Origin of the sequence: Nocardia acidivorans NBRC 108247 (assembly GCF_001625085.1) — a bacterium.
Lineage (GTDB): Bacteria > Actinomycetota > Actinomycetes > Mycobacteriales > Mycobacteriaceae > Nocardia > Nocardia acidivorans.
This window is the reverse complement of sequence record NZ_BDAW01000016.1, coordinates 46570-69788: the sequence shown is the minus strand read 5'-3', so window position 1 is coordinate 69788 and position 23219 is coordinate 46570. Positions and strand designations below refer to the sequence as shown.

General features: G+C 66.4%; 23 protein-coding genes. 12 read left to right on the top strand and 11 right to left on the bottom strand.

What is annotated here, in order from left to right; all coding sequences use genetic code 11:
• Positions 1–405 precede the first annotated feature (405 nt).
• The gene (locus tag NA10_RS10490; RefSeq protein WP_245677130.1) at positions 406–1959 is read left to right on the top strand and encodes an acyl-CoA carboxylase subunit beta; all 1554 of its coding nucleotides are present in this window, start codon (positions 406–408) and stop codon (positions 1957–1959) included.
• 56 nt (positions 1960–2015) lie between these two features.
• Here NA10_RS10490 and NA10_RS10485 read toward each other — a convergent pair whose 3' ends face one another.
• Entirely contained in the window at positions 2016–2735 is a 720-nt protein-coding gene (locus NA10_RS10485) for a hypothetical protein (protein ID WP_084514516.1), read from the bottom strand.
• Between the two features lie 86 nt (positions 2736–2821).
• Between NA10_RS10485 and NA10_RS10480 the strand changes: the two genes are divergently transcribed.
• On the top strand, positions 2822–3265 hold the full coding sequence (locus tag NA10_RS10480; protein WP_067566700.1) for an RpiB/LacA/LacB family sugar-phosphate isomerase: 444 nt from the start codon (positions 2822–2824) through the stop codon (positions 3263–3265).
• Positions 3266–3284: 19 nt separating this feature from the next.
• Here the strand turns inward: NA10_RS10480 and NA10_RS10475 are convergent, their stop codons facing one another.
• Genes NA10_RS10475 through NA10_RS10460 form a run of 5 tightly spaced genes read right to left on the bottom strand, consistent with a single transcriptional unit; the run spans position 3285 to position 6070 of the window.
• Positions 3285–3671 (bottom strand): AMP-binding protein, encoded by a 387-nt coding sequence (locus tag NA10_RS10475; RefSeq protein ID WP_067566699.1) that lies wholly within the window; start codon positions 3669–3671, stop codon positions 3285–3287.
• Positions 3668–3835, bottom strand: a complete 168-nt coding sequence (locus NA10_RS38150; RefSeq protein ID WP_218021494.1) for a hypothetical protein — start codon at positions 3833–3835, stop codon at positions 3668–3670. The genes NA10_RS10475 and NA10_RS38150 overlap by 4 nt, the downstream gene beginning before the upstream one ends.
• A 34-nt stretch (positions 3836–3869) precedes the next feature.
• Positions 3870–4331 carry a gamma-glutamylcyclotransferase family protein gene (locus NA10_RS10470; protein WP_084514490.1) on the bottom strand — a complete coding sequence of 154 codons (462 nt, stop codon included), beginning with the start codon at positions 4329–4331 and terminating at the stop codon, positions 3870–3872.
• Positions 4328–5104, bottom strand: coding sequence for an MBL fold metallo-hydrolase (locus NA10_RS10465; RefSeq protein WP_067566695.1), 777 nt, complete (start codon positions 5102–5104; stop codon positions 4328–4330). The genes NA10_RS10470 and NA10_RS10465 overlap by 4 nt, the downstream gene beginning before the upstream one ends.
• A 57-nt stretch (positions 5105–5161) precedes the next feature.
• A complete protein-coding gene (locus NA10_RS10460; protein WP_067566693.1) occupies positions 5162–6070 on the bottom strand; it encodes a LysR substrate-binding domain-containing protein in 909 nt (302 codons plus the stop codon).
• 106 nt (positions 6071–6176) lie between these two features.
• On the opposite strand from NA10_RS10460, the gene NA10_RS10455 reads away from it, so the two are divergent.
• From NA10_RS10455 to NA10_RS10440, 4 genes are all read left to right on the top strand, one after another.
• Positions 6177–6764: a peroxiredoxin gene (locus NA10_RS10455; RefSeq protein ID WP_067566688.1), complete on the top strand. Its 588-nt coding sequence runs from the start codon at positions 6177–6179 to the stop codon at positions 6762–6764.
• Between the two features lie 40 nt (positions 6765–6804).
• Entirely contained in the window at positions 6805–7344 is a 540-nt protein-coding gene (ahpD, locus tag NA10_RS10450; RefSeq protein ID WP_067566686.1) for an alkylhydroperoxidase, AhpD family, read from the top strand.
• 199 nt (positions 7345–7543) lie between these two features.
• Entirely contained in the window at positions 7544–8290 is a 747-nt protein-coding gene (locus NA10_RS10445) for an HNH endonuclease family protein (protein ID WP_067566684.1), read from the top strand.
• A 21-nt stretch (positions 8291–8311) separates the two neighbouring features.
• Positions 8312–9004: a PhzF family phenazine biosynthesis protein gene (locus NA10_RS10440; protein ID WP_067566680.1), complete on the top strand. Its 693-nt coding sequence runs from the start codon at positions 8312–8314 to the stop codon at positions 9002–9004.
• 90 nt (positions 9005–9094) lie between these two features.
• Here the strand turns inward: NA10_RS10440 and NA10_RS10435 are convergent, their stop codons facing one another.
• The 3 genes from NA10_RS10435 to NA10_RS10425 all read right to left on the bottom strand — a co-directional run bounded on the left by NA10_RS10435 (position 9095) and on the right by NA10_RS10425 (position 13024).
• A complete protein-coding gene (locus NA10_RS10435; RefSeq protein ID WP_067566678.1) occupies positions 9095–10318 on the bottom strand; it encodes an aminotransferase family protein in 1224 nt (407 codons plus the stop codon).
• Positions 10319–10504: 186 nt separating this feature from the next.
• Entirely contained in the window at positions 10505–11257 is a 753-nt protein-coding gene (locus NA10_RS10430) for a DUF5134 domain-containing protein (protein WP_067566676.1), read from the bottom strand.
• A gap of 285 nt (positions 11258–11542) precedes the next feature.
• Positions 11543–13024, bottom strand: coding sequence for an MFS transporter (locus tag NA10_RS10425; protein ID WP_067566674.1), 1482 nt, complete (start codon positions 13022–13024; stop codon positions 11543–11545).
• Positions 13025–13394: 370 nt separating this feature from the next.
• Between NA10_RS10425 and NA10_RS36625 the strand changes: the two genes are divergently transcribed.
• The 5 genes from NA10_RS36625 to NA10_RS10405 all read left to right on the top strand — a co-directional run bounded on the left by NA10_RS36625 (position 13395) and on the right by NA10_RS10405 (position 18651).
• A complete protein-coding gene (locus NA10_RS36625) occupies positions 13395–13547 on the top strand; it encodes a hypothetical protein (protein WP_157556355.1) in 153 nt (50 codons plus the stop codon).
• Between the two features lie 68 nt (positions 13548–13615).
• Positions 13616–14854 (top strand): FxsB family cyclophane-forming radical SAM/SPASM peptide maturase, encoded by a 1239-nt coding sequence (locus NA10_RS10420; RefSeq protein WP_067566672.1) that lies wholly within the window; start codon positions 13616–13618, stop codon positions 14852–14854.
• 15 nt (positions 14855–14869) lie between these two features.
• On the top strand, positions 14870–16702 hold the full coding sequence (locus NA10_RS10415; protein ID WP_067566670.1) for an HEXXH motif domain-containing protein: 1833 nt from the start codon (positions 14870–14872) through the stop codon (positions 16700–16702).
• A 24-nt stretch (positions 16703–16726) separates the two neighbouring features.
• On the top strand, positions 16727–17698 hold the full coding sequence (locus NA10_RS10410; RefSeq protein WP_067566668.1) for a YdcF family protein: 972 nt from the start codon (positions 16727–16729) through the stop codon (positions 17696–17698).
• A gap of 362 nt (positions 17699–18060) precedes the next feature.
• On the top strand, positions 18061–18651 hold the full coding sequence (locus NA10_RS10405) for a hypothetical protein (protein ID WP_067566666.1): 591 nt from the start codon (positions 18061–18063) through the stop codon (positions 18649–18651).
• A gap of 9 nt (positions 18652–18660) precedes the next feature.
• On the opposite strand, the gene NA10_RS10400 is transcribed toward NA10_RS10405, so the two are convergent.
• Positions 18661–19044, bottom strand: a complete 384-nt coding sequence (locus NA10_RS10400) for an ADP-ribosyltransferase domain-containing protein (RefSeq protein ID WP_067566664.1) — start codon at positions 19042–19044, stop codon at positions 18661–18663.
• Positions 19041–20444 carry a hypothetical protein gene (locus NA10_RS10395; RefSeq protein ID WP_157556351.1) on the bottom strand — a complete coding sequence of 468 codons (1404 nt, stop codon included), beginning with the start codon at positions 20442–20444 and terminating at the stop codon, positions 19041–19043. Before NA10_RS10395 ends, NA10_RS10400 begins: the two co-directional genes overlap by 4 nt.
• 221 nt (positions 20445–20665) lie before the next feature.
• Here NA10_RS10395 and NA10_RS10390 point away from each other — a divergent pair, with 221 nt between their 5' ends.
• The gene (locus tag NA10_RS10390; RefSeq protein WP_169812564.1) at positions 20666–23203 is read left to right on the top strand and encodes an FHA domain-containing protein; all 2538 of its coding nucleotides are present in this window, start codon (positions 20666–20668) and stop codon (positions 23201–23203) included.
• The last annotated feature ends 16 nt before the right edge of the window (positions 23204–23219 follow it).

Sequence of the window (23219 nt, the reverse complement as noted above, 5' to 3'; positions counted from 1 at the left end):
AAACAATCCCCACCCGACCCGCCAATTTAAAGGATCAATCACTCGATTTCCCACCCCCAAGCCCGCCATCCCCATCGAATCCAGCCAGAGGTAACACAGATAATTCGAAATACCCTGTCGGACAGGTGATCACCCGTCCAAAGACCGGAACGAACGAGTGACAGGACTACCGACCGCCTCAACAACGGCACCAGTGCCGAGCACACATCTCCTCCAGCGTCAGCGGTCCGAGAAATGGCCGCCCACAACGGAAAGCACCGACCTGGATGCGACCGCCCATATGACCAGCTTGCGGCGGTCCTCGACTGTGATTCATCCCTTATATCCGGATCGGTCGCACGTTCCGGGGCCGCACCGCCTAACCTGCCGGTGGCACAACAGTTTGGTTGGAAGGTGGCAGGAAGCGTGATCGGTACCCGGGCGAAGCTCGACGAGTTGGCCAAGATTCTGGAGATGGCCGCGGAACCGGCCGGGGAGGCCGGGGTTGCCAAGCGGGCGAAGAAGGGGATACCCAGTGTTCGGCAGCGGGTGGAGATGTTGCTGGACAAGGGGACCTTCATCGAGACGGGGGCGCTGGCTCGGCAGCCGGGGCAGGATGACGCGCTGTACGGGGATGGGCTCGTCACCGGGCGCGGGTTGATCGGGGGGCGGCCGGTGGTGGTGATCTCTCACGATCAGACGGTGTACGGCGGGTCGGTGGGTGTGACCTCGGCGCAGAAGTTCATGCGCGCGTTGCAGTTCGCGTTCGACAATGCCTGCCCGGTGGTGACGATCAATGATTCGGGTGGGGCGCGGATTCAGGACGCGGTGGGGTCGCTGGCCTCGTTCGGCGATATCTCCCGGGTGCTGGAGAAGCTGTCGGGGTATGTGCCGCAGGTGTCGATCATTCTCGGAAAGTGCGCCGCCGGTTCGGTTTACGGTCCGATCAATACCGATGTGCTGATCGGCACCAAGGATTCGTACATGTTCGTCACCGGACCGGACGTGATCAAGGCCGTCAATGGTGAAGACGTCAGCGCCGAGGATCTCGGTGGTGCGAAGGTGCAGGCCGAACGCGGCACGCTGCATCACGTGGCCGAAACCGAGCAGGAAGCCTACGAGTGGGCGCGCAACTACCTGAGCTATATGCCGACCAGTTGCGTCGAACAGCCGCCGATCGTGAATCCCGGTCTGGAGCCGGAGATCACGGACTCGGACCGGGAGCTCGACCGGATCATTCCGGACTCCGATCGCGCCGGATACGATATGCACGAGATTCTGCTGCGCATCTTCGACGACGGCGAATTCCATGAACTCCGTGCGGCTTTCGCGCCGAACCTGATCACCGGATTCGCCCGCGTCGACGGCTTGCCGGTCGGCGTCATCGCCAATCAGCCGCTGGTGCTCGGCGGCGCGATCGACGCCGCCTGCTCGGACAAGTCGACCTACTTCATCCGGCTCTGCGACGCCTTCAATATCCCGCTGATCTTCGTCGCCGACACCCCGGGCGTACTGCCCGGCCTGTCGGAAGAGGCGGCCGGGGTGATCATCCGCGGCGGTCGCGTCCCCCGCGCGATCATCGAGGCCACCGTGCCGATCATCAACCTGGTGGTGCGCAAGTCGTACGGCGGCGCCTACGGCATGATGGGAGCGCGCCAGGTGGGCGCCGACTTCAGCTTCGCCTGGCCGACCGCCCGCATCGCGGTCATCGGCGCGGAAAGCGCGGTCGACCTGCTCGGCAAGCGTCAGCTCGCGGCCATTCCGGAGGAGCATCGCGCCGCGGCCCGCGAATTCATGGTCAACCAGTACAACGAGACGGTCGCGACCCCGTGGATCGCCGCCGAACGCGGCTATATCGACGCGGTCATCGAACCGGCCCGCACCCGCCTGGAGATCCGCCACGCGCTGCGCCTGCTGCGCACCAAACAGCCGCTCAAGCCGGAGTTCAACCCGCGTAAGCACTCCATCTATCCGATGTAATCCGCACCGGCACAACGGGACTCAGCGCGCGCCGTCCGCACCCGGCTCCGCCCCGGTCAGAAATAGACGCCCGGGGTGCAGTAGCCGGTGACGTATTGCCGGTCGCCGTATTGGACGGCAGCGGGATCCCATTGGGCGCCAAGCGATTCGACGAACGATCGCACCGTCTCCAGGTCGGCGCGATCGGCCACCAGGATCAGGTTGCCGTCCTCGGTGACCGAGCCGCCGCCCAGTGTGTCGCGTGCGGCGGGGTCGGCCAGGAGCGCATCGTGCAGGCGGGTGCGGTCGACACCCGGGACGGTGACGGCGAATCCGTCGGCGCGTTCATCGGAGGCGGGCAGATACTCCAGCCCCAGCACCGCTTCCTGGTGATAGCGCACGCGCAGATCGTCGGCGATCCAGCACAGATTGTCCCGCCCCGTACAGGCCAATTCGAACCGCCGAGCGGGCTCATAGGTGATCTGCTGGGAGTCCTGCGACCAGAAGACCCCGTCGACGGGCTCGGAGTGCACCGTGAGCCCGAGTTCCATTGCGGCGGTGAGGTTCACCTCGATATCGAACTGCGTGAGCGGATCCGCGAGCCGTGGATCGGCGGGGTCGGTGATGGTGTCGGTATTCCAGGTGCCGAAGAGTTCGGCCGTGGGTTGGAGCGGGTTGCCGGTCGCGCACGACCAGGGGCCGTAGGCGTGCGCGGTCCCCGAACCCACGGTCCCCGAACCCACTGTGAACAACGCGCCGGTAAGTGTCGCGACCGCGGCGAAAGCGGCGAATCTCATGCTGATCATTGGGCCACTGCCCCTCTCCGAGGGTCGAAACGGCTGAGTTTACGATCAATCGAATTCTAGGCGGGCAGAATGTCCGTATGCGGATTTCGGTAGCTGCGGATGAAGACACCGGGGTGGCGGGGGCAGTGGTGGCCGAGCTGACCCGGCGCGGGCACGAAGTCATGGTCCACGGGGCCCTGGAGCCCGATGAGCGCGACGACTGGGCGTGGGGCAGCGCGGCGGCGGCCTGGGATGTCGCCGAGGGGCGAGCCGACCAAGCCGTGGTGTGCTGCTGGACCGGCACGGGCGCGTCGATCGCCGCCAACAAGGTGCCGGGGATCCGGGCCGCGCTGTGCGTCGACAGCTACACCGCCGCGGGGGCGCGCCGGTGGAACGATGCCAATGTGCTGGCGCTGAGCCTGCGGCTCACCTCACGCGCCCTGCTGGCCGAAATCCTCGACGGCTGGTTCGGCGAGGCCGCCAGCGAGGACCCCGACGATATCGCCAATATCGAACATCTGGATCGGATCGCGGACTTCTGACCCGACCGCGTCTCCACATTCAATGCGGGCCGCCCCCCCGAACCGGATTTGGTGCGTCGGCGCGGCCCGCCCATCCGGCCATCTCCTCCCAGCCCGCGGCGACCGGCAGACCGTTCAACCCGATCCAGCCGAAGAGCCGAATCTCCTTGTCGCCCAACTGCTTCACTGCCGCTTCGGACTCGGCCCCGAGCGCGTCCTCCACGATCAACCGCACGGCCCCGGAGTGCCGCAGGATGTACGCCACCTCCTCGGCGGTGAGCATGAAATCGAGCGGCACCGATACCGCGCCCAGTCGCGCCAGCGTGAAGTACAGCAGGACGAACTCGCGGCAATTGTGCGTGTACTGCGCGATCCGATCACCCTGCGCCACATCGCGGTCGGCGAGGCTGTGCGCGACCCGATTCACCGCCGCGTCGAGTTCGGCGAAGCTCTCGCCTCGCTCCAGCCTCGCTCGCGCCAGACCAGCGCGGTCTTGTGCGGCACCCGGGTCGCGCTGCGTCGCAACAGATCCCCGAGTCCATGGTCGCGCGCACCCGCGGCCACGGCATTGCCATCCGACGCTGCACTCATGCCAACACGTTCTAGCGGACGACTGTGTCCGGCGTCATACGGTCCCGCTGAGCAGGACCAATTCGCGACGCCAGGCCGCGGTCTTCTCGACATAAGCGGTCAGGTGATCGGCGGCGAAATCGGTCGCGGACCAATCCCGCCGGTCCACCTCGGCGGTCCAGGCGTAGGTCCACGCGTAGACCTCGCGGTCACCCGCGTGCACCGACACCGGGGCGAGGTCGTACTCGTCGTCCTCGAACTCGTCCAGCACCTGCCACTGCGTGCGCGTCAGCCCGGTGATCAGGAACCCTTGCGCGGCACCGGAATCGGCGTGCACCAAACCCGGATAGACCTTGCCGGGCAGTATCGCCGCGCGCCGCCGGGGCAATTCGGCGGGCAGCAATTCCGGTGCGCGGCCCATCAATTCGCGCAACACCTCCGGAAACCGCAGCGTCCCATAGACGAACAGCGGGGCGGCGCCGGCGGGCAACCGGCGCGCCCAGGATCGGTTACTCACCGGCCGATCGACCGGGCGTACAACGCCGGATCATGGGAGTTGACGACACTGATCTGGTGGCCGTGCAGACGCAGGAGCTCGCGCAGGCGGCGCTGATTCTCGCGATGGGCATCCCGCACGATCGCACCCTGTTCGTACATGCGCACCCAGAACGGCACATTCGGCGTCTCCGGATCGATCGAGCCCGCCATCATGAAGGCGTCACCGGCGTGCAGCAGCCAGCCGCGCCCGGAGTCGATCGCATAGCCGGTATGCCCGCGGGTGTGGCCCGCCAGCGGCACCGCGAGAATCTCCGGCGGCAAACCGGGCAGATCACGCACCGTGGTGAAGCCGAACCAGTCCTCGCCGCCGTCGACCTCGTTGACCATCCATTTGGGTCCATGCTCCCACTGCTGGGCGCGATAACGCAGCCGCTCGGAGAGCGTGGGTGTGGCGGTGGCGGCGCGGAACTCCGGGCCGTGCACGTGCACGGTGGCCTCCGGGAAATCGGCGAGCCCGCCGGAGTGGTCGAGATCGAGATGGGTGAGCAGGATATGCCGCACATCGCGCGGGTCGTAACCCAGCTGCTGGATCTGCCGGAACGCGGTCTCGGATTCGCGCAGCTTGACCCCCAGGGCGAATCGACTCGGGCCCAGCATCTTTCCCCGGTCCCGTACGCACCCCAGCCCGAATCCGGTGTCGACCAGCACGAGTTCGGTCCGGGTCTCGACGAGCAGGCAGTGGTCGACCAGGCCGAAGGCCATGGTGCCGCAGTTCAGATGGTGAATCCGCATGGACTCGAGCGAACCAGACACACTCGAACCGGTCAATTGGAGCAGCCGGGGCCCGGGTCAGTGCGGCCGGTGACCGCTGATGATCTCGGCGAGGCGTTCGTAGTCCTCACCACGGGCGGTGGAGGCGCGATAGGCCAATCCGAGGGTGCGACCGGGCGCGGGGGCGGCGAAGTGCGCGATATCCAAAGTGCCGCGCGAGGTTTCGGCCGAGACCGCCATCTCCGGAATCAAGCTCACCCCGAGATCGCCCGCCACGCACTGCACCACGGTCGCGAGCGAGGCGGCGCGGGTGTCGCCCACCGCGCCGGGCTGCGCCTCATGGGTGCGGCACAGGTCCAGGGTCTGATCGCGCAGGCAATGGCCCTCATCGAGCAGCAGCAGCGGAAGTGCGTCCAGATCGGCGGGTTTCAGGTCGCGGCGACCCGCGAATTCGTGCCCGCGCGGGAGGACCAGCACGAATTCCTCGGTATAGAGCGGAATCTCGACCAGGCCGGTGGCCTCGGCCGGGAGCGCCAGCAGCGCCACATCCAGCACGCCGGAGCGCAGACCGTCCAGCAGGCGTGCGGTTTGATCCTCGATCACATGCGGGACGAGTGCGGGCAGCTGCCTGCGTAGCTCGGGGAGCAAGGTGGGCAGCACATATGGGGCAACCGTCGGAATGATGCCCATCCGCAGGGTGCCGCCGAGACCCGAACCGGCGGCCGAAGCGACAAAACGGTCAGCGGCCTCGAGTGTCGCCATAGCTTGGGGCAGAAGGCGTTTACCTGCGGGTGTGACCAATACCCGGCGGGTGCTGCGCTCGATCAGCTGGAGACCGAGTCCGTTTTCCAGTGATGCCAAAGCCTGCGATAACGTGGGTTGGCTCACGTTCAGCCGAGCCGCCGCGGTACCGAAATGACGATATTCAGCAATCGCCACGAACGCACGCAGCTGCGAAAGGGTCGGCTGATAAGTTTGATCAGTCACGCCTATCAGTGTAGAGCGAACGATCGGCTTTACCTTTCAGCCCCGTTTGGGCAAGATCGTTCGCGGCAGTCACGACACAATCGATTCGACTACAAGAGGAGCAAGCATGGCCCTGCTGACCATCGGCGACCAGTTCCCCGCCTACAACCTGACGGCAGTCATCGGCGGTGATCTCTCGAAGGTGAACGCTCAGCAGCCCGACGACTACTTCACCCAGATCTCGAGCGATGATCACGCCGGCAAGTGGCGGATCGTGTTCTTCTGGCCGAAGGACTTCACCTTCGTCTGCCCGACCGAGATCGCCGCCTTCGGCAAGCTGAACGACGAGTTCGCCGATCGTGACGCCCAGGTGCTCGGCGCGTCCGTCGACAACGAGTTCGTGCACTTCCAGTGGCGGGCCCAGCACGAGGAGCTCAAGACCCTCCCGTTCCCCATGCTGAGCGATCTGAAGCGCGAATTGGCCGCTGCCACCGGCGTTCTCAATGCCGACGGCGTCGCCGACCGCGCCACGTTCATCGTGGACCCGAACAATGAGATCCAGTTCGTCTCCGTCACCGCCGGTTCCGTCGGCCGCAATGTCGACGAGGTGCTGCGCGTGCTCGACGCACTGCAGTCCGATGAGCTCTGCGCCTGCAACTGGAAGAAGGGCGACCCGACCATCAAGGCCGGCGAGCTCATGACCGCTTCGGTCTGATTTCTTTCGAACCTGCTCTGACACAAAAGGATTGCGCGCTGTGACCATCGAGAATCTGAAGAACTCCCTGCCCGAGTACGCCAAGGACCTCAAGCTGAACCTGTCTTCGATCGCACGCACCACCGTGCTGACCGAACAGCAGCTGTGGGGCACCCTGCTCGCGTCGGCGGCCGCCACCCGTTCGGCCACCACGCTGCGCGAGGTCGCCGAGGAGGCCGCCGACATCCTGTCGGAGCAGGCGTACAACGCCGCACTGGGCGCCGCCTCGATCATGGGCATGAACAATGTCTTCTACCGGGGCAAGGCGTTCCTGGACGGTAAGTACGACGATCTGCGTGCGGGCCTGCGCATGCAGATCATCGGCACCCCGGGTGTGGAGAAGGCCGATTTCGAGCTGTGGTCGTTCGCGGTCTCCTCGATCAACGGCTGCCAGCATTGCCTGGAGGCGCACGAGCACACCCTGCGGGAAGAGGGCGTCTCGCGCGAGGTGATCTTCGAGTCGCTGCGCGCCGCCGCGATCGTGGCCGGTGTCGGCCAGGCCGTGGCATCGACCGAGGCGCTTGCCACCGCCGCCGTCTGATCGGTCGGAATCCGACGTAGTTCACGCGGGGTCGCACACCGTCAGGGTGTGCGGCCCCGTTTTTCTTGGCGCGGACCTCACGCACGGCTGTTATACGTTGCGGACGCTGAATGTGATGTTTGCCCACAGATAGCGGATATTGATCACCGGTTGGCAACGTTGCCCGGTTCATCCTGTTTGGGCACCTAGACTCCCCCGCATGCCCCCGCGACCCCGGACCGCTGCCCGACGCCGCTGGCGCAGATTCCTCGCCACCTCGGTGGTACTCCTCGCGGTCGCCGCGGTCGGATTCACGCTCTGGAGCAATCAGCGCGAGGAGCCCGCGAAACAGACCCCCGCGGCCGATCCGACCGGTACGCCGCTGCCCGACGCACAGCGGGCGCGCGGGGATCTGGATCGGCTCACCATCGCCTGGAATCGCAATTGGGAATCCTACGATCGCACTGCCTTCGGACCCGGGTGGTCCGGACGCGGCGGGGAGCCCGTCCTCGCGGACGGCTGCACCGCCCGCGAAGATGTGCTGAAGCGGGATCTGACGGAAGTGCGCCTGGCGGACAGCAATTCGTGCACGGTGCGGTCGGGGGTGCTCATGGATCCGTACACCGGACAGCGGCTGCCGTACGACCGGTTCGCCGCGTCGGAGATCGAGATCGATCATGTGGTGGCGCTCGGTGACGCCTGGCGTTCGGGGGCCTCGGAGTGGACTTCCGAACAGCGCGAGCGGTTCGCCAATGACGTCGGCAATCTGCTCGCGGTGCAGAAGCAGGCCAATCAGGACAAGGGGTCCAAGACCCCGGATCAATGGCGGCCGCGCACCGCGTACTGGTGCGATTACGCACGCCGCTGGGTGGCGATCAAATCCCGCTGGGCACTGACCGTGCAGGCCACGGAGAAGAGCGCACTGGCCGACATGCTCGGCAGCTGTTCCCCTCCCGTCGCGCGATAACCAGCGGTAAGCTCGGCTCCCATGGGCACTCCCGAAAGTGATGGCGCACAGATCGAAGTGGTTCGCGTGTTCACCGACGCGGCCGGGAGATTCGGCAATCCGCTGGGCATAGCCCGCGCCGCCGACGTCGAGGGCGTCGATCATCAGGCGCTCGCCGCACGGGTCGGATACAGCGAGACCGTGGTGGTACAGGCCCCCTCGAACGAGCGCACCAGTATGCGCATCTACACACCCGCCATCGAACTGCCCTTCGCCGGGCATCCGACGGTCGGCACCGGCTGGTGGCTGTTCACGCAGGGCAATCCGGTCTCGGTGATCGATGTCCCCGCCGGGCCGGTGGATGTCTCGGTCACCGACGGTATGACCTGGGTCCGAGCGCGCTCGGAATGGGCTCCCACCTTCACCTTTCACCAGTTCGACGATCTGAGCGAGTTGGCCACACTGGATCCCGGTGATTTCACCGAGGGGTCGCACTACGTCTGGAACTGGACCGACGAGGCGCGCGGTGCGGTGCGCACCCGAATGTTCGCCCCCGCCATGGGAGTTCCCGAGGACGAGGCCACCGGCGCGGCCGCCATCGCCCTGACCGCCACACTGCGGCGCGGGCTGTACATCACCCAGGGTTCGGGGTCGCAACTGTTCACCGAATGGGATTCCGACGGCTGGGTGCGCCTGGGTGGTCGCGTGGTCGAAGACCATCCGGTCGTCATCTGACCAGCGGAAATCCGGTGGCCGTTTCCGTCGGTGGTGGGTGCGATCGTGGGTACCGCGGCGCTCACTCGCGGTGGGCACCTGGGTGCGGGATCAGCCCAGGGCCGCGGCGAAACCGGCCGCCATCTCGGCGACCTGCTCTTCGGTGATGACGAAGGACGGCGAGATCTGGAGTGCGCCCTGTCCGGCGGCGCGACCCGAGATGCCGTGGGCGCGCAGGGTTTTCACGAAGGGCATGGCCTCGGCGGGATCGGCGAGCTGGACGGCGGCGACCGCGCCCAGGCCGCTGCGCACCTCGGAGACCCGGGGGTGCTCGGCCAGGGGGGCGAAATGCTTGTGCAGCAGTCCTTCCAGGTTTTTGCTGGCGTCCAGGAGGTTCTCGCGCTCCATGATGTCCAGGTTCGCCATGGCGGCGGCCGCGGCGGCGGCGTGGCCACCGTAGGTGTAGCCGTGCCGGAACCAGGTGCCGCCGGCGAAGAAGGGCTCGGCGATGTGCGGGGCGATGAAGACCGCGCCCATCGGGATGTAACCGGAGGTCAGGCCCTTGGCGGTGGTCATGAGGTCGGGCTGTAGATCGAATCGTGAGGAGGCGAACCAGGATCCACCGATACGACCGAAACCGGTCACGACCTCATCGGCGACGAAGAGGATGTCGTGTTCGCGGCAGATCTGGCGCACCTCGGTCAGGTAGCCCTCGGGCGGCAGGTAGACACCGCCCGCACCGATGATCGGCTCGGCGAAGAAGGCGGCGATACGGTCCGCGCCGACCTCCTCGATGAGCGCGAGCAGCGCCTTGGCGTCATTCCAGCCGATGGTGCGGGCATCGGGCATGAATTCGCCGTAGCCCTCGTGGTTGACCGGGATGCCCGCGAGTGAGGTGCCCGCCACGTGCATGCCGTGGTACGCCTTCTGCCGGCCGACCACAATGGTCTTGCCCGGCTTGCCCTGCACATTCCAGTAGCGGCGCGCCAGCTTGACCGCGGTGTCGACGCCGTCGGAGCCGCCGGAGGTGAAGAAGATCTTGCTGCCCGGCACCGGCGCGATGCCGGAGAGGCGCTCGGCCAGATCGCGCAGCACCGGGGAGGCCAGGTCCCCGAAATTGGAGTAGTGCGCGATATCGGTCAGCTGCGCCGCGACCGCCTCGGCGATCTCGCGACGGCCGTGGCCGACATTGGTGAACCACAGACCGGCGGTGGCATCGAGGTACCGGGTGCCGCCCTCATCCCAGATATAAGCGCCCTCACCGCGCGCCACCACGAACGCGCCACCACTCTCGACCGCACCCATATCGGCGAAGCCATGCCACAGCGAACCCATCCCGCACCTCCGTCACACCGACACCGGCGGCCCATCCCGGGCACACCGCACACCCCTCCATCACACCATCACGACCGTGAACAGCGCGAACGACCCCCGCCCTGGCCGGGGTCCGGGCGTATGCGACAGCACCGGAAGGCACCGCCCCCGACCACCGGATCCGGCTCGGCTCGCGGCGGCTCCGGGTCAGCTCGCGGTGGCGAGGACGAGCATGTAGGCGGTCCCGATATCCATCACCAGATGCGGTACCACCGCCGTGGGACCGGTGCCCACCGGATGCGGGAACACATGCCGCAGCGCCCGCCGCGACCACGGCACCGCCATGACCATCGCGTCGGCGGTGAACAACGCGGCCAGGGTGAGCATCAGGCCCGGGGCCGGGCCACCACCCATCCGCATCCCGTGCTCACCGTGCCCGCTCATCGCGTACAACATGGCTCCGGCGGCCAGCACGTGATACCCGAACGCGGCCACACTCACACTGCGCCATCGCACGATTCGCGCCGTCAGCAATGCCGCGTACACCACCAGCATGGCCGTCAGCACACCCCGCAATGCCCGCGGATCGGCGGCGGCCGGGAACACCAACATGGCCAGCATGACCATGCACATCAACAGATGCGCCGCATCCGACTCCTGATCGAGCCCGCGAATCCCATTCCCCGCGAACATATCTCCGCGCCCGGCGGCGATACCTCCCCAACCGGACGTCATCCCCTCGCCCGAGGTGCGACCGCCCCAGCCGGGCGCGATGTCCCCCGGGCGCGACGCGGTGCTTCCCCGCACCATCGCGTCGCCACCCTCACCCGCGTAGACCTCCGCGATCGAGGCGGCCGGTCGCACCGCGGCCAACCGCCCCAGCACGATCACCACCGCGACCCCGAACGCCGCCGCGATCACCCATCGCAGCGCCCCGTACTCCTGCACGAATCCCGTCACACCCCACCACCTCTCAGCGCGGAGCCCCGATCTCCCTCCATGGTGGCATCCGGCTACGACATCCGGCACCGCCCTAGCCCTGCCTCTCCCCTGGCCACACACCGCCCCGCGCCGACCCACCCCGAATCCCCACACATACCTACGGCCACTCCGAAATTCGCGGTTAGCGTGAATCCATGCGGCAGGTCTGGGAAATGTGGGGCGACCCCCACCCGCGGACTCCGCGCGGCACACCCGATCCCGTTGGTCGATCTGTTCGAAACCCTGACCGACGACGCCGTGCGGTCAGTGCGGATCGTGAGCAGGTGTGCGCACGGTCGCCGACAGCGGCGGGGCGATGTCCTCCAGTGCGCGTCCCTCGGCGTCGACGGCGAGGCGGTAGGCGATCACGCCACCGGCGATCATGACGCCGGCCCCCACCAGATAACCGGCGAACAGGCCGCCCGGGGACGTGCCGTCGCCGATCAACGCGCCGTAGATGACCGGGCCGAGCGCGCCGAAACACTGTGCGATGGCGAAGAATACGGCGATCGCCTTGGCGCGGACCTCGAGCGGGAAGATCTCGCTCACGGTGAGATAAGCGGCGCTCGCACCCGCCGAGGCGAAGAAGAATATGACGCACCAGCAGACGGTCTGGGTGATGGCGTTGAGCGCACCGCTGTAGAACAGGCAGGCCGAGAACGCGAGCAGCGCGCCGGACCCGATGTAGGTGCCCGCGATCATCACGCGGCGGCCGACGGTGTCGAAGAATCGGCCGATCAGCAAGGGGCCCAGCAGGTTTCCGACCGCGAAGGCGATGAGGTACAGGGGCGTGGCGGTCGAGGGGACGTCATAGAACTTGCCCAGGACCAGGGTGTAGGTGAAGAAGATCGCGTTGTAGAGGAAGGACTGGCTGATCATCAGGCTCGCACCGAGCACAGCCCGGGAAGGATACTCGCGGAACAGGATTCGAGTCAGTGCCCGATAGCCGATCTGATCGGCGGGCGTGATGTCGATGGCCCGCGATTCCTCCACCGGCGGCAGCCGCACCCCCGTCGCGGCCACCTCGCGTTCGATGGCGGTGATCGACGCCTCGGCGGCCTCGGATCGACCGTGCATGATCTGCCAGCGCGGGCTCTCCGGCAGATCGCGCCGCACCAGCACGATCACCAGACCCAGCACCGGGCCGATCAGGAATCCGAGTCGCCAGCCGAGGTCCAGGCTCACCCGATTGAGCAGGATGTACGAGCCCAGCGTGCCGAGAATTGCTCCGGCCCAATAGGTTCCGTTCACCGCGATATCCACGCGACCCCGATATCGCGCCGGGATCAGCTCATCGATGGCGGAATTGATCGCGGCGTACTCACCGCCGATACCCATACCCGCGATGAACCGGGTCAGGTAGAGGAACGCCAGCCACCCCGCACCACCGCCGAGCGTGAAAGCGGTGAGCCCACTGCCGACCAGGTAGACCCCGAGCGTAACCACGAAGAGCCTGCGCCGACCGAGCCGATCGGACAGACTCCCGAACAGCAGCGCACCGGCGACCTCCCCCGCGAGATAGACGGTCGCCAGGAAACCGACGGCCGCCGAAGACAGCTGCAGCGCTTCGGGTTCGGTCAGCGTATCCGCGACCGCACTGGCCACGGTGATCTCCAGCCCGTCCAGAATCCACGCCACCCCGAGCGCGACCACCATGCGGGTGTGAAACCTCGACCAGGGCAACCGGTCGATTCGTGCCGGTATCAAGGTCCGTATACCGCCGGCCGCACCGGTCACGTCCACCATGACGACTCCTGATTATTCGATCGAAAGACGATGACAGAAAAGGGGTTTCGACAAGGGCGGCCGCTACCGAACAATAAACCCGCGGCTCATAACTCAGCCGTATGCGGCTTCCCACTCATGGCGGCGACCAGCCGACCGCGACGGTAGCGAGGTTCTGTCGGCAGTCCGTCGAAATCCAGTTCCCAGCAACGGGAATCGCCGCGAGCGCACACACACCGGCGGGCGGTACAGTTCGCTTCGGGGACGGCGACACGTCACCTTATCGATTGATATTCCCGCTATTCGCCGGCATTGCCGAGCCGATCAATTCATTGCCACGCCCGGCACTCTGCCGTGCCTATACGGGTATGAAGAGAAAGAGGTTCCATCCATGGGAATTCTCAGCGAACTCACCACTCACGATGCGGACGAACTGGCCGCCAACTGCACACCGGCCATGCGCGCCGCACTCGATCGCTACGCCTCGGGTGCGCACGACAACGCCCCCGGCATGTTCCAGTCGTTCATCAACCCCGTCCACTGATCACCGCGGCCACGGGCCACTCGACGAACAGTGCGCCCGTGGCCGTTCCGCCGTTCCAGGGAGCGCGTATGGAGTCCACCCCGGTATCGCTGGGCCTCCCCTCGATCCGAGAATCGTGGCCCGCCGCCGGATTGGATGTCGACGGCCTGCGCCATCGGGGCTGGGAACCGCTGCCGTTCACGGAATTCGTGATCAAGATCCACAGTCGGTGCAATCTGGCCTGTGACTACTGCTACGTCTACGAGATGGCCGATCAGAGTTGGCGCGATCAGCCGAAGACCATGAGCCGCAAGGTCTTCGACGAGGCGCTCGGCATGATCGCCGACCACGTCCGCCGGTTCCGGACGCCCGCGGTCACCCTGGTGTTCCACGGTGGTGAACCGCTGCTGGTCGGTCATCGCGATCTCGAGTATTTCGCCCGAGCGGCGCGCGAAATACTGGAACCGATCACCACCGTGCGGCTGGGCGTGCAAACCAACGGCGTACTGCTGGACCCGGAGTTCCTGCGCATCTGCGCGCGCTGGAACGTGTATGTCGGGGTCAGTCTGGACGGCGACGAGACCGGCAACGACAGGCACCGCCGTGATCGACGGGGAATCGGCAGTTATGCGCGAGTCGCGGCCGGAATCGCACACCTCCACGCGGACGAGCACCGGCGTCTGTTCGCGGGTCTGCTGTGCACCATCGACGTCGCCAACGATCCGGTGCGTACCTACGAAGCCCTGGTCGAGCTGCGCCCACCGGCGATCGATTTCCTACTGCCACACGGCAATTGGACGACACCACCACCCGCGAAGGCCGCCGGGAGCGCTGGCACCCCCTACGCCGACTGGCTTATCACGGTGTTCGATCGATGGTTCCTCTCGACCGAGCCGGAGACCCGCGTCAGGATTTTCGACGACATCATCGACCTGCTGCTGGGCGGCAGCGTGAGCTCGGAGACCTTCGGGCTGGCTCCGGTCCGGCTGGCCGTGATCGAAACCGACGGCACCCTGGAACAGGTCGACGAATTGAAGTCCGCCTTCGCCGGGGCCACCAGATTGCCCGTTCCGGAGGCCGGCAATCCGCTCGACCTCGCATTGCGCGAACCCGCGATCATCGCTCGCCAGATCGGCGCGGCGGCGCTGAGCGATGCCTGCCTGGAGTGCCCCGTCCAGATCGTCTGCGGCGGCGGACATTACGTGCACCGGTACAGCGCCGGCAATGGTTTCCGCAATCGCTCGGTGTACTGCGCCGATCTGATCACCCTGATCCGCCACATCGAAGCCCGCGTCCGCGCCGCTCTCCGCCCCGCCGGAGACCACTGACCACAGGAGTGCCCCATGCCCGCGCCGACCATCGATATCGACGACGCAGCGGCCGAACTGTTCACCGGCTACGGCACCGAAGCCGCCGTGGCCCGGATGATGTCCGGCACCCTGTCCATGCGCATCATCCTGCTACGCACTCTCATCGCCGAAATCGCTTCGGACCGACCGGAAGCGGACGACGCCGCGGGGCTCTCCGCGGCCTACGGCAGACTGCTGGAGCTGCAGCGGTCGCATCCCGAGACGGTGCAGGCGCTGCTGGCGTACCCGCATACGGGAGTATGGCTCAGCCGTGTACTGCACCGGGCGCGGGCCGAGGGCGGCGATTCCGCTGCGGTGCAGGCGATTCCGCTGTGGGCCGACCTCGGTTATCTCGGCTGGCTGGCGGCGGCGGGGACGATGGCGAGCTCGGCGGGCGGGTCGCTGCGGGTGGTGGTCCGGGACGGTGTGGTGATGCTGCCCGGAATCGGGCTCGCCCGGGTCGGAGCCGTCGGCGAATTCGGCCACCGCGAGCTGCGCTGGGAGGACGGGTCGATCGAATTCGGTACCGAGGCAGGCGAATTGATCCGCGTGGCATTCCCGGTGCACGAATCCGGCGTGGCGTGGCGACCGCTTCGACGACTGCGGCCGGGCAGCGGCGAGCCGGAGGTTCTCTTCGATGAGCTCGATCCGTTCCGCTACCTGCACTCCGATCCGCCCGCGCCGCTCGCGACGGACGAGATCGACACCTGGCGAACAGCTTTCGCGGACGCCTGGCGGCTGCTGCGGCACGACCACCCTCGCTATCTGACGCCGATGCGCGGCTGTCTGCGGATGATCACGCCCCTGACCGCGCGGCCGGTGGCGGCGAGCACCAGTCACACCGCCTACCACGGCGTCGGCTGCGTGTACACCACCGCTCCCGCCGATCCGTGCACGCTCGCGATGTCGCTGATCCACGAGATTCAGCACAGCAAATTCGCCATGCTGACCGATCAGGTGCTGCTCTTCGACAACGACGAGACCTGCCGCTTCTACGCACCCTGGCGTGACGATCCGCGGCCGATTCTCGGTCTACTGCACGGGATCTACGCGTTCTTCGGGGTCACCGACTTCTGGCGGGTGCACCGGTACGCCGACTGCCACCGCTCGATGCTGTCGCACACCGAATTCGAGCTGTGGCGCAGGCAGTTGGCGGTGGCTATCGCCCAGGCGCAGGGCTCGGGGCTGCTGACCGCGACCGGTGCGCGGCTGGCGGCCACGCTCAGCGCCGGGGCCGAACCGTGGAGCCGGGAGGAGGTGCCGGACCAGGCGCGCCGCGCGGCTTCGGAGATCATGACGGCGCACCGCACCTTCTGGCAGGTGCGAAACCGTTCGGTGCGCGATGCGGATCTGGTCGAGCTGACCGAGCGATGGCTGGCGCGCACCGCACCCGGCATCGTCCTGCCGCCCGCACGGGATGTCGATCAGTCGACGATTCCGGAACGCCATCGCCGACTGCACCTTTCCGCACAGCTGAAACTGAACGATCCGGCAGCAGCGCGCACCATCGCACGCCCCGACCAACCGCGCGGCGATCACGCCTACCTGGCGGGCGAATGGTCCGCGGCGGTCGAGATGTACGCGCTGGAGTTGGCCATCGACCCCCTGCGCCCTCAGCTGTGGGCGGGCTTGGCAGCGGCACTGCCGAAAGCGTTCCCCGGCAACACCTTCGAGATCCTCGAATACCGCGCCGAGGTGGCCGCGGGCCTGCTGCGCCGCGTGCAGGAGGTGGACGGCGCGACCGACGTCGTCGAACTGGTCCGGTGGTTGTCACCGCCGAGCCCGACAACCGTCCGCCCAGGGACGACAGCGCCATCGAATCGGTAACCGGGACATAGGGGGAACACATCCGTGTCGATCGAGCCGGGCGCCGGCGAGGCCGCCGCCGTCGTTCGGCACATCGCCGAGGAGACGACGCGAGCACTGACCACCGGTGCGTCCGGCCTGCGCCGGCAATGGCATGCGGTGGCCGGCGGAACCCGGGAATCGGCAGGTCTGCTGCTCCGCACCGATCGCCGGACCGCTATACCCGTCGACGTCACCGGGCGCGCGCTCATCCGTGAGGATCGGGTCATCGGGAGGCAGGGCGACGCCGCCTACACGACCTGGCTCGGCGAACTGCGGGCTCGGGGCGTCGATACCGACCGTGCGATAACGGATCTGGGAACGATCTGGAACTTCCTGCGACACGACCCCAAGTGGGCGTTCGATCCCGAACGGAACTACGGCGGTGTGGTGATGTTCGGCAGTTCGGACAGTGGGGGCGCATCGGTCCTGGCCAATCTCATTCGCGACCGCGGACTGGAGCGAACTCCTGTCGTCTTCTCCGGTTATGCGGACCCGGGCAAGGGTGCGATCATTCCCGAAGCCGTCCGGTTCAGGAACGGGGCGGAGCGGATCGGATTGGGTTCCCGGCACGTCATCGAGGATCACCTGGCTCGCAACACCGGTGAGAACGCCGTCAACTCATTGACATTGCTCCGAGCCCGGGGGCGGGACGTCCGATCGGTCGTCGGCGTGTGCACACCCCAGCACGCCCGACGGGTGTGGGGCACGATCATGAAGCAGGGCACCGATGTTGAGCACGCGGCGATAGTCACCGCCGATGTCTCGGTGCGGGATTACCTGCGGTACGGACTACGCGACAATCCCGCGGAAGTGACGCCGACGGGGGAGGTCGCCTCGGCGATCATGGGAGAGGTCAAACGCCTCGACGACTACCCTGCCGAAGGACACATCGTCCCGCAGGAGATACCGGACTCGGTGCGCGCCGCCTACCAGCGGCTGCGCGAAACCTTCCGCCCCACCGAGCGCAGGTTCTGAGCGCCGGGCCGGCGATCCCCAGCGACGGGAACAGCGGGGAAGGCGGACGTGGTTAGCATCGCTGTGACTCGATCCGGCACCCACTGGTAAGGACCGCACATGGCGCCCGAGCCGATTGATCAGCAGGCCCTGTGGACGGATCCGAAGAATTTGCCCGAGGCCGTGAACGGGATATACAAGGCCGCGTTCTATCTGTCGTCCCCGATGGAAGATGCCGAAGGGCTGCTGCCGAACGCGTTCGGGGACATCGCCTTTCAGCTGAGGAACTATCACTCGGAGATGGACGGCCTCAGAGGAAGCGCCTCGGATGACTGCGAGAAGTTGGCAGAATTTCTGATCACCAGCTTGGATGTCTACCGGCCATGTACCGGCATTACTGGGACAACAACGGCAAACCGATCGAATTCGACTACGACGAAGGATACCGAGAAGACAAAGGCATTACCGCAGCGGTGGATACGGAGATCGGTCGCGCCGCGCTGGCCGCCGACGCTCTCGCCAAGGCCGGCAATCGCAACTTCAAGATCACTGGTGACCCGAAGAGTGCGGACACAAAAACTGAGAATTGGCAGAAAACCATCGGCGGATATCAGCAGTGGAGTCACGCCAATGTCCGGATCGAAGGTAAGAAAGTCGTCATGGATATCACCGTGGAAGCCCAGGACTACTATGACTTCGACAAGGGCAAGCACGATATAGCGACCGGAGCGAGTGACGCGGAGAACGGTCGCTTCGCCGAGCTGGGCTGGGCGAAACCCTTCGAATCCCACGGCAGCCTCACCCGAACCGTGACCTGGGATATCGGCCAACCCCCCGCGAACGCGACCACGATCGCGGGCTCGACGCCGGACCGGAATCCCGGCCGGGAAGACCGCTCCGACGGCCGCGGCGACGGAGACAACGCGATCACTCCGGACAACAATCGAAATACCGGAAAGGTCCGTCCGAAGTGATGATTCGGGTCAGACCTCGGTGAGATCGATCCAGGTGGTCGCCGTCAGTCGGTTGTACTTGCGCTTGTCCACCTGGAAGCGACTCCCGGGCAGAAATACGACCTCGTGCTCGCCCGCGTACTTCGAATACGCTGTGATCTTCTTACCGCGTTTCGCCCTGATGCGGAACCGCACTGCGCCGGTGAAGGTTCCATCTTTCGTCGACGTACTCAGAAAAGCGACTTCGTCGACGATACTGCCCTTCTGATAGCGCGCAAGGACACTCGGCGGCAATTCGACTCCTCGGTAGACCATCCCCACATGGTCGGGTAGCTTGACGAGCGCGGCTCGAAGAGCATCGATCTCGGCTCGTATCCTCGGTTCGATACGCCCCATGCGCATGGCCTCGTTCATCCGGGAGAATCGCGGACCCGAGTACGAGGCGAATGCGGCATGGTCCTGTTCGGAACCTGCTCACCCGGCATGGTTTCCAGGATGCGGCCGAGTTCGCCCAGGACACAGGTGTACACCGGGCGCCCGACCGACTCGAGTCCGCGCGGTCGCGCGTCGGCGGCGACCGCGTGCTCGAGCTGGGCGCGGTCGGTGGCCGCCCGCAGCGACAGCACAATCCGGGCCATACCGGACATCGCATCCCACTCCAATCGCGTCACCACACCGTCCGTGAGATCCCTGATACCGACCGCGTCGAGTGCGATGCCCGGATTCTCCGGCAGCACTTCATCTATCGCGGCGACGAGCTCCAGGAGAACGTCATCCGGAATGCCCGGGGTATCGAAGCCGAAGGCCCGCACTCCGTACCGCTCGGCCAGTTCGCGCACCAAACGTGCCGCGAGTGATTCGTCGGGGCCCGGCCTGACGGTCCGGTCGGCCCGCCTGTTGTCCTTGCGCGGTGCGCCCGGCCTACCCGGCAGGCGGGGCGGTGCGCCGGTCGCGCCGGTCCCGGGTGCGCTGACCCCCGATGGCCGGGGATCGACCGGCGCCGAAGACCGAGCCGCCGCCGATATCCCGGCCCTGTCGCCGATGGCCGCCGCGGTCCGGGACCACGGTGTGCCGGTGGCGGGCGTCGGCACGCCCGGTGGCGGCGGGGTGACACCGGTACCGGGATTCCGCACGGGCACAGCCGGTCCCGCAGCGAGCGAGCCGGGCGGATGTTCGTTCGGGTCCGGAGCGCCGCCCCCCGTGGACCGGCCGAGATCGCGGCCGTTCGACCCGTTGGGGTCGGCGGCTCCTGGTCGGTCGGCATCGACGGCAGAGTTCATCGGGTTGGGCGCCCCGGGTCCCTCCGCTCCTGAGGTGCCGACGGTCGGACGGTGATCTGCCGCTGCTACCTGATCGCGGGAGACGGGTGCGGTTACCGGCGCCGGGCCCGTCGTGTTTGCGGAGTTCCGGGCGACGGAGTCGGTCGGAGCAGCCGAATCGAACGTTCCGGAGCCGGCCGGACTCCCATCCATCCTCGACTCGACCGCGCGCTGAGTCACGTTGCCGGCGTCCGTGATCCGACGAGCGGCGAGCTGGTCGACGTGCTCGAAATCGTTCGCCAGCCCCCGCAGGTCCCGACCGAACTGGCCCAGCATCCGCACCAGCGCGTCGAGATCGTCCATGACCCTGCGCTGATCGGGGAGATATGACTCGGCGAAAGCGCGGCCCGCCTCGTCGGTACCCCACGGTTCGCCTTCGGCGGCCAGTGCGGTCCGCAGCGCGTGCACGGTCGCCGCCACATCCGCGGCCATATTGTCCGCTTCCGGCACTCGATCCCGTAAGCCGTCCGGGTCTGCGAAGAATTGCTCAACCACGCGACTCTCCTTGTGCCCGTGCCCATTCGGCTGTGGTTGACATCGGTCACCGACCCACTCGGACGGAATCGTCGCACAGGCGTCGCAGCACCGCTCCCGACCATTTCCCAGGGCTGGGAACCGGCATTCGTCGGGACGTGATCAGGCGTAATTAGATGACGCCGAGGGCATGTGGAAATGCCGGAAGGGCTGCGATGGATGCGATGGGCCTGTTGGCCGAAGTGTCATCCTCAGCACGCGACCTGGTACTCGGACATTGGCCGAAGACCGAACCGGAATCGCTGCGCCGCGACGGCGATGCGCATATGGCGGCGCATGGGAATCTGCTCCGGGCCGCGGATAACCTTGCGGCGCAATCAGTTCGAACTCAGCAGACGATCCACGGCGCGTCCGCGACCGGGATGGCCGAACGACATCGCGCCATCGAACAGGCGCTGCGGGATAAGGCGGCCGTCTGCGAAAACCTCGGACAACAGTGCTACAGCGTCGCCGATTCCACCGTGCGACTACAACATCTGCTCATCGTCAGCGGCATCGTGCTGGGCGCGCAACTCACCTACGACATGCTGTTGTTCTTCCAGGGCGGCGGTATGAAGGCGATGGCGGACCGGCTCGCCGCGGAGCAGACCATGCGGGCCATGGTCGCCAGATTCACCGCGGAGGTGGCCGAACGGGCCGCGTCCGGCGCAGTGCGCCGGGCCGCCCTGCACGGTGCGCTGCATGCCGCGAAGATCGGTGGTTCGACCGGTGCGATCACCAGTGTGGGCGCGCAGATCTGGGATAACGCGACCGGAGTCGCGCACGGGTTCGATGCGCTGTCATTCGTGGAACTGACCGCGGGTGGACTGCTGGGCGGCCTCGTGGGCGCGGAGGTCGGACGCCGGCTCGCACCGTCGGTATTGCAGCGGATCGGCAGCCGCGCCTCCTCCGATCTGGGCCGCCTCGCCGCGCATATGGGCGGCACCATGCTCATCGGCGGCGCGGGTGGCGCGGCCGGTGGAGTGGTCGGTGCGATACCCGCGGTGATCATCCGCCACAATGAGATTCACAGCCTGGGCGACCTGTTCAAGGTGGCACGGCAGGCCGCGGTCACCGGACTCGCGGGCGGATTTCTCGGTGCGGCAACGAATTCATTGCGGCCGGGTGTACACCCGCTGCCGGGGGGCACCGCGCAGACCGCACCCTATACACCCGCTGCCCTGGTCTTCGTACGGGGTCATCACCAAGACCCCATATATCTCCAACCGGGGCACGAGCGGACCCTGGACGCCGGGTTCTTCAATGGCCGTACGCAGGCGTACGAGGACGGTCAACCGGTGAACAAGAACGAAGTTCGCATCGGGCGTGACCATGACGGCCGGATCTGGGTCCACGATCTGCAATCCGATGGATCGCTGCGCACGATGATCGACGGCGAACCCCTCTCCTTCAACGAAAAGAGATATCTGACCGCGGACACCGTACTCGAATTCGGTGATGTGACCAGCAGGGTCCGGCTGGGGCCTGAGGCGCCGATCGAACTGCGATTGTTCGACGATCCGAAGATTCCGCCGGTGATGCTGGCGCCCGGTGAACGACTCGTACTCGGCAGGGGGCCTGAATCGCCTCTCTCAGAACACTTTACGGATATGTCGATATCCGCGCAGCACGCCGTCATCTACCGGGATGAGCGCGGACACGTGTGGATCAGCGATGAGCACTCACGTTCCGGGACGTGGGTGGAGAGTCATAACAAAAAACTCGATCCCGGACGGCCGGTTCGAATTCATCCCGGTGATCGATTCAGTATGGGTGAGTGGGCCGGGTCCGCGCAATACAGCCGTGAGGGAATCGAGCACCCCGACCCCCGGCCGACCCCGGTACATGTCAACTCCCCGCACGGCGGGTTCCCACTCGAGGTGAAGCGCGGTGGCGATCCGGTGCTGCTCGGCCGGGATGATCCGCGCCTGCCCGCCGAACTGCCCGGCAGACAACAGATCTCCCCGCGACACCTGAGCATCGGAGTGCATCCCTCGGGCCGGGTTTGGATCCGCGATGAGGGATCGGCCAATGGCACTACCGTCGGGGGCGTCCCGATCCGGTCCGGTGAGCAGGTGACAGTGAATCCGGGTGATACGGTGTCGCTCGCGAATGGCGCCTACGAGTTCATTCTCAACTACCCCCCGCCCGCGGGCGGCCCCTTCATCCACAGACTCGACTCACTGACCGAGACCATGCGAGCGCTGAACTCATTGGCACAAATACAATATCCCATATTCGAGAGGGTGACCGACCATTTCAACGAGGCGCACAACGGTGTTCTCGTCTTCGGCCGAATGCCCGTAACGGAGATGCCGGGTGCCGAGAGCGTAGTCAGGAACTTCCCCGAAGGCCCCGGTAAGGGCCGTGGATGGAATGAAGTGGCCGGCATGTACGACCCCAACTCGCGGCGACTCTACGTCGACTCGACATTCGTTAGGGGCGATTGGTCCGACGGATTACTGGTCTGGCATGAGTTCGGCCACGCCGCATCTCATGCGTACGGGTCCGATGACGTGAGTCTGCACGATCAGCAGCAGTGGGCGGCGATACACAATGACATGATGATTTCGATCAGTAAGCACGCAGGCTGGGACGACTACTACGATAGCCGCACAGAAAGCTTCGCCGAGGCATTCTCGGCGTGGATGGTCGGCCCCGAACAGTTGAAGATATTCGCCCGTGGTGACGCGCGTATCGCCGAACGACTTAGGGACTACTTTGAAAAAACATTTGAATGAATCTGCGTTCCTCGCC

Coding starts and splice junctions, on each gene's coding strand:
- NA10_RS10485 (WP_084514516.1), bottom strand. CDS start 2,735: ATGAGATTCGCCGCTTTCGCCGCGGTCGCGACACTTACCGGCGCGTTG.
- NA10_RS10480 (WP_067566700.1), top strand. CDS start 2,822: ATGCGGATTTCGGTAGCTGCGGATGAAGACACCGGGGTGGCGGGGGCA.
- NA10_RS38150 (WP_218021494.1), bottom strand. CDS start 3,835: ATGAGTGCAGCGTCGGATGGCAATGCCGTGGCCGCGGGTGCGCGCGAC.
- NA10_RS10465 (WP_067566695.1), bottom strand. CDS start 5,104: ATGCGGATTCACCATCTGAACTGCGGCACCATGGCCTTCGGCCTGGTC.
- NA10_RS10455 (WP_067566688.1), top strand. CDS start 6,177: ATGGCCCTGCTGACCATCGGCGACCAGTTCCCCGCCTACAACCTGACG.
- NA10_RS10445 (WP_067566684.1), top strand. CDS start 7,544: ATGCCCCCGCGACCCCGGACCGCTGCCCGACGCCGCTGGCGCAGATTC.
- NA10_RS10440 (WP_067566680.1), top strand. CDS start 8,312: ATGGGCACTCCCGAAAGTGATGGCGCACAGATCGAAGTGGTTCGCGTG.
- NA10_RS10435 (WP_067566678.1), bottom strand. CDS start 10,318: ATGGGTTCGCTGTGGCATGGCTTCGCCGATATGGGTGCGGTCGAGAGT.
- NA10_RS10425 (WP_067566674.1), bottom strand. CDS start 13,024: ATGGTGGACGTGACCGGTGCGGCCGGCGGTATACGGACCTTGATACCG.
- NA10_RS36625 (WP_157556355.1), top strand. CDS start 13,395: ATGGGAATTCTCAGCGAACTCACCACTCACGATGCGGACGAACTGGCC.
- NA10_RS10420 (WP_067566672.1), top strand. CDS start 13,616: ATGGAGTCCACCCCGGTATCGCTGGGCCTCCCCTCGATCCGAGAATCG.
- NA10_RS10415 (WP_067566670.1), top strand. CDS start 14,870: ATGCCCGCGCCGACCATCGATATCGACGACGCAGCGGCCGAACTGTTC.
- NA10_RS10405 (WP_067566666.1), top strand. CDS start 18,061: ATGTACCGGCATTACTGGGACAACAACGGCAAACCGATCGAATTCGAC.
- NA10_RS10400 (WP_067566664.1), bottom strand. CDS start 19,044: ATGAACGAGGCCATGCGCATGGGGCGTATCGAACCGAGGATACGAGCC.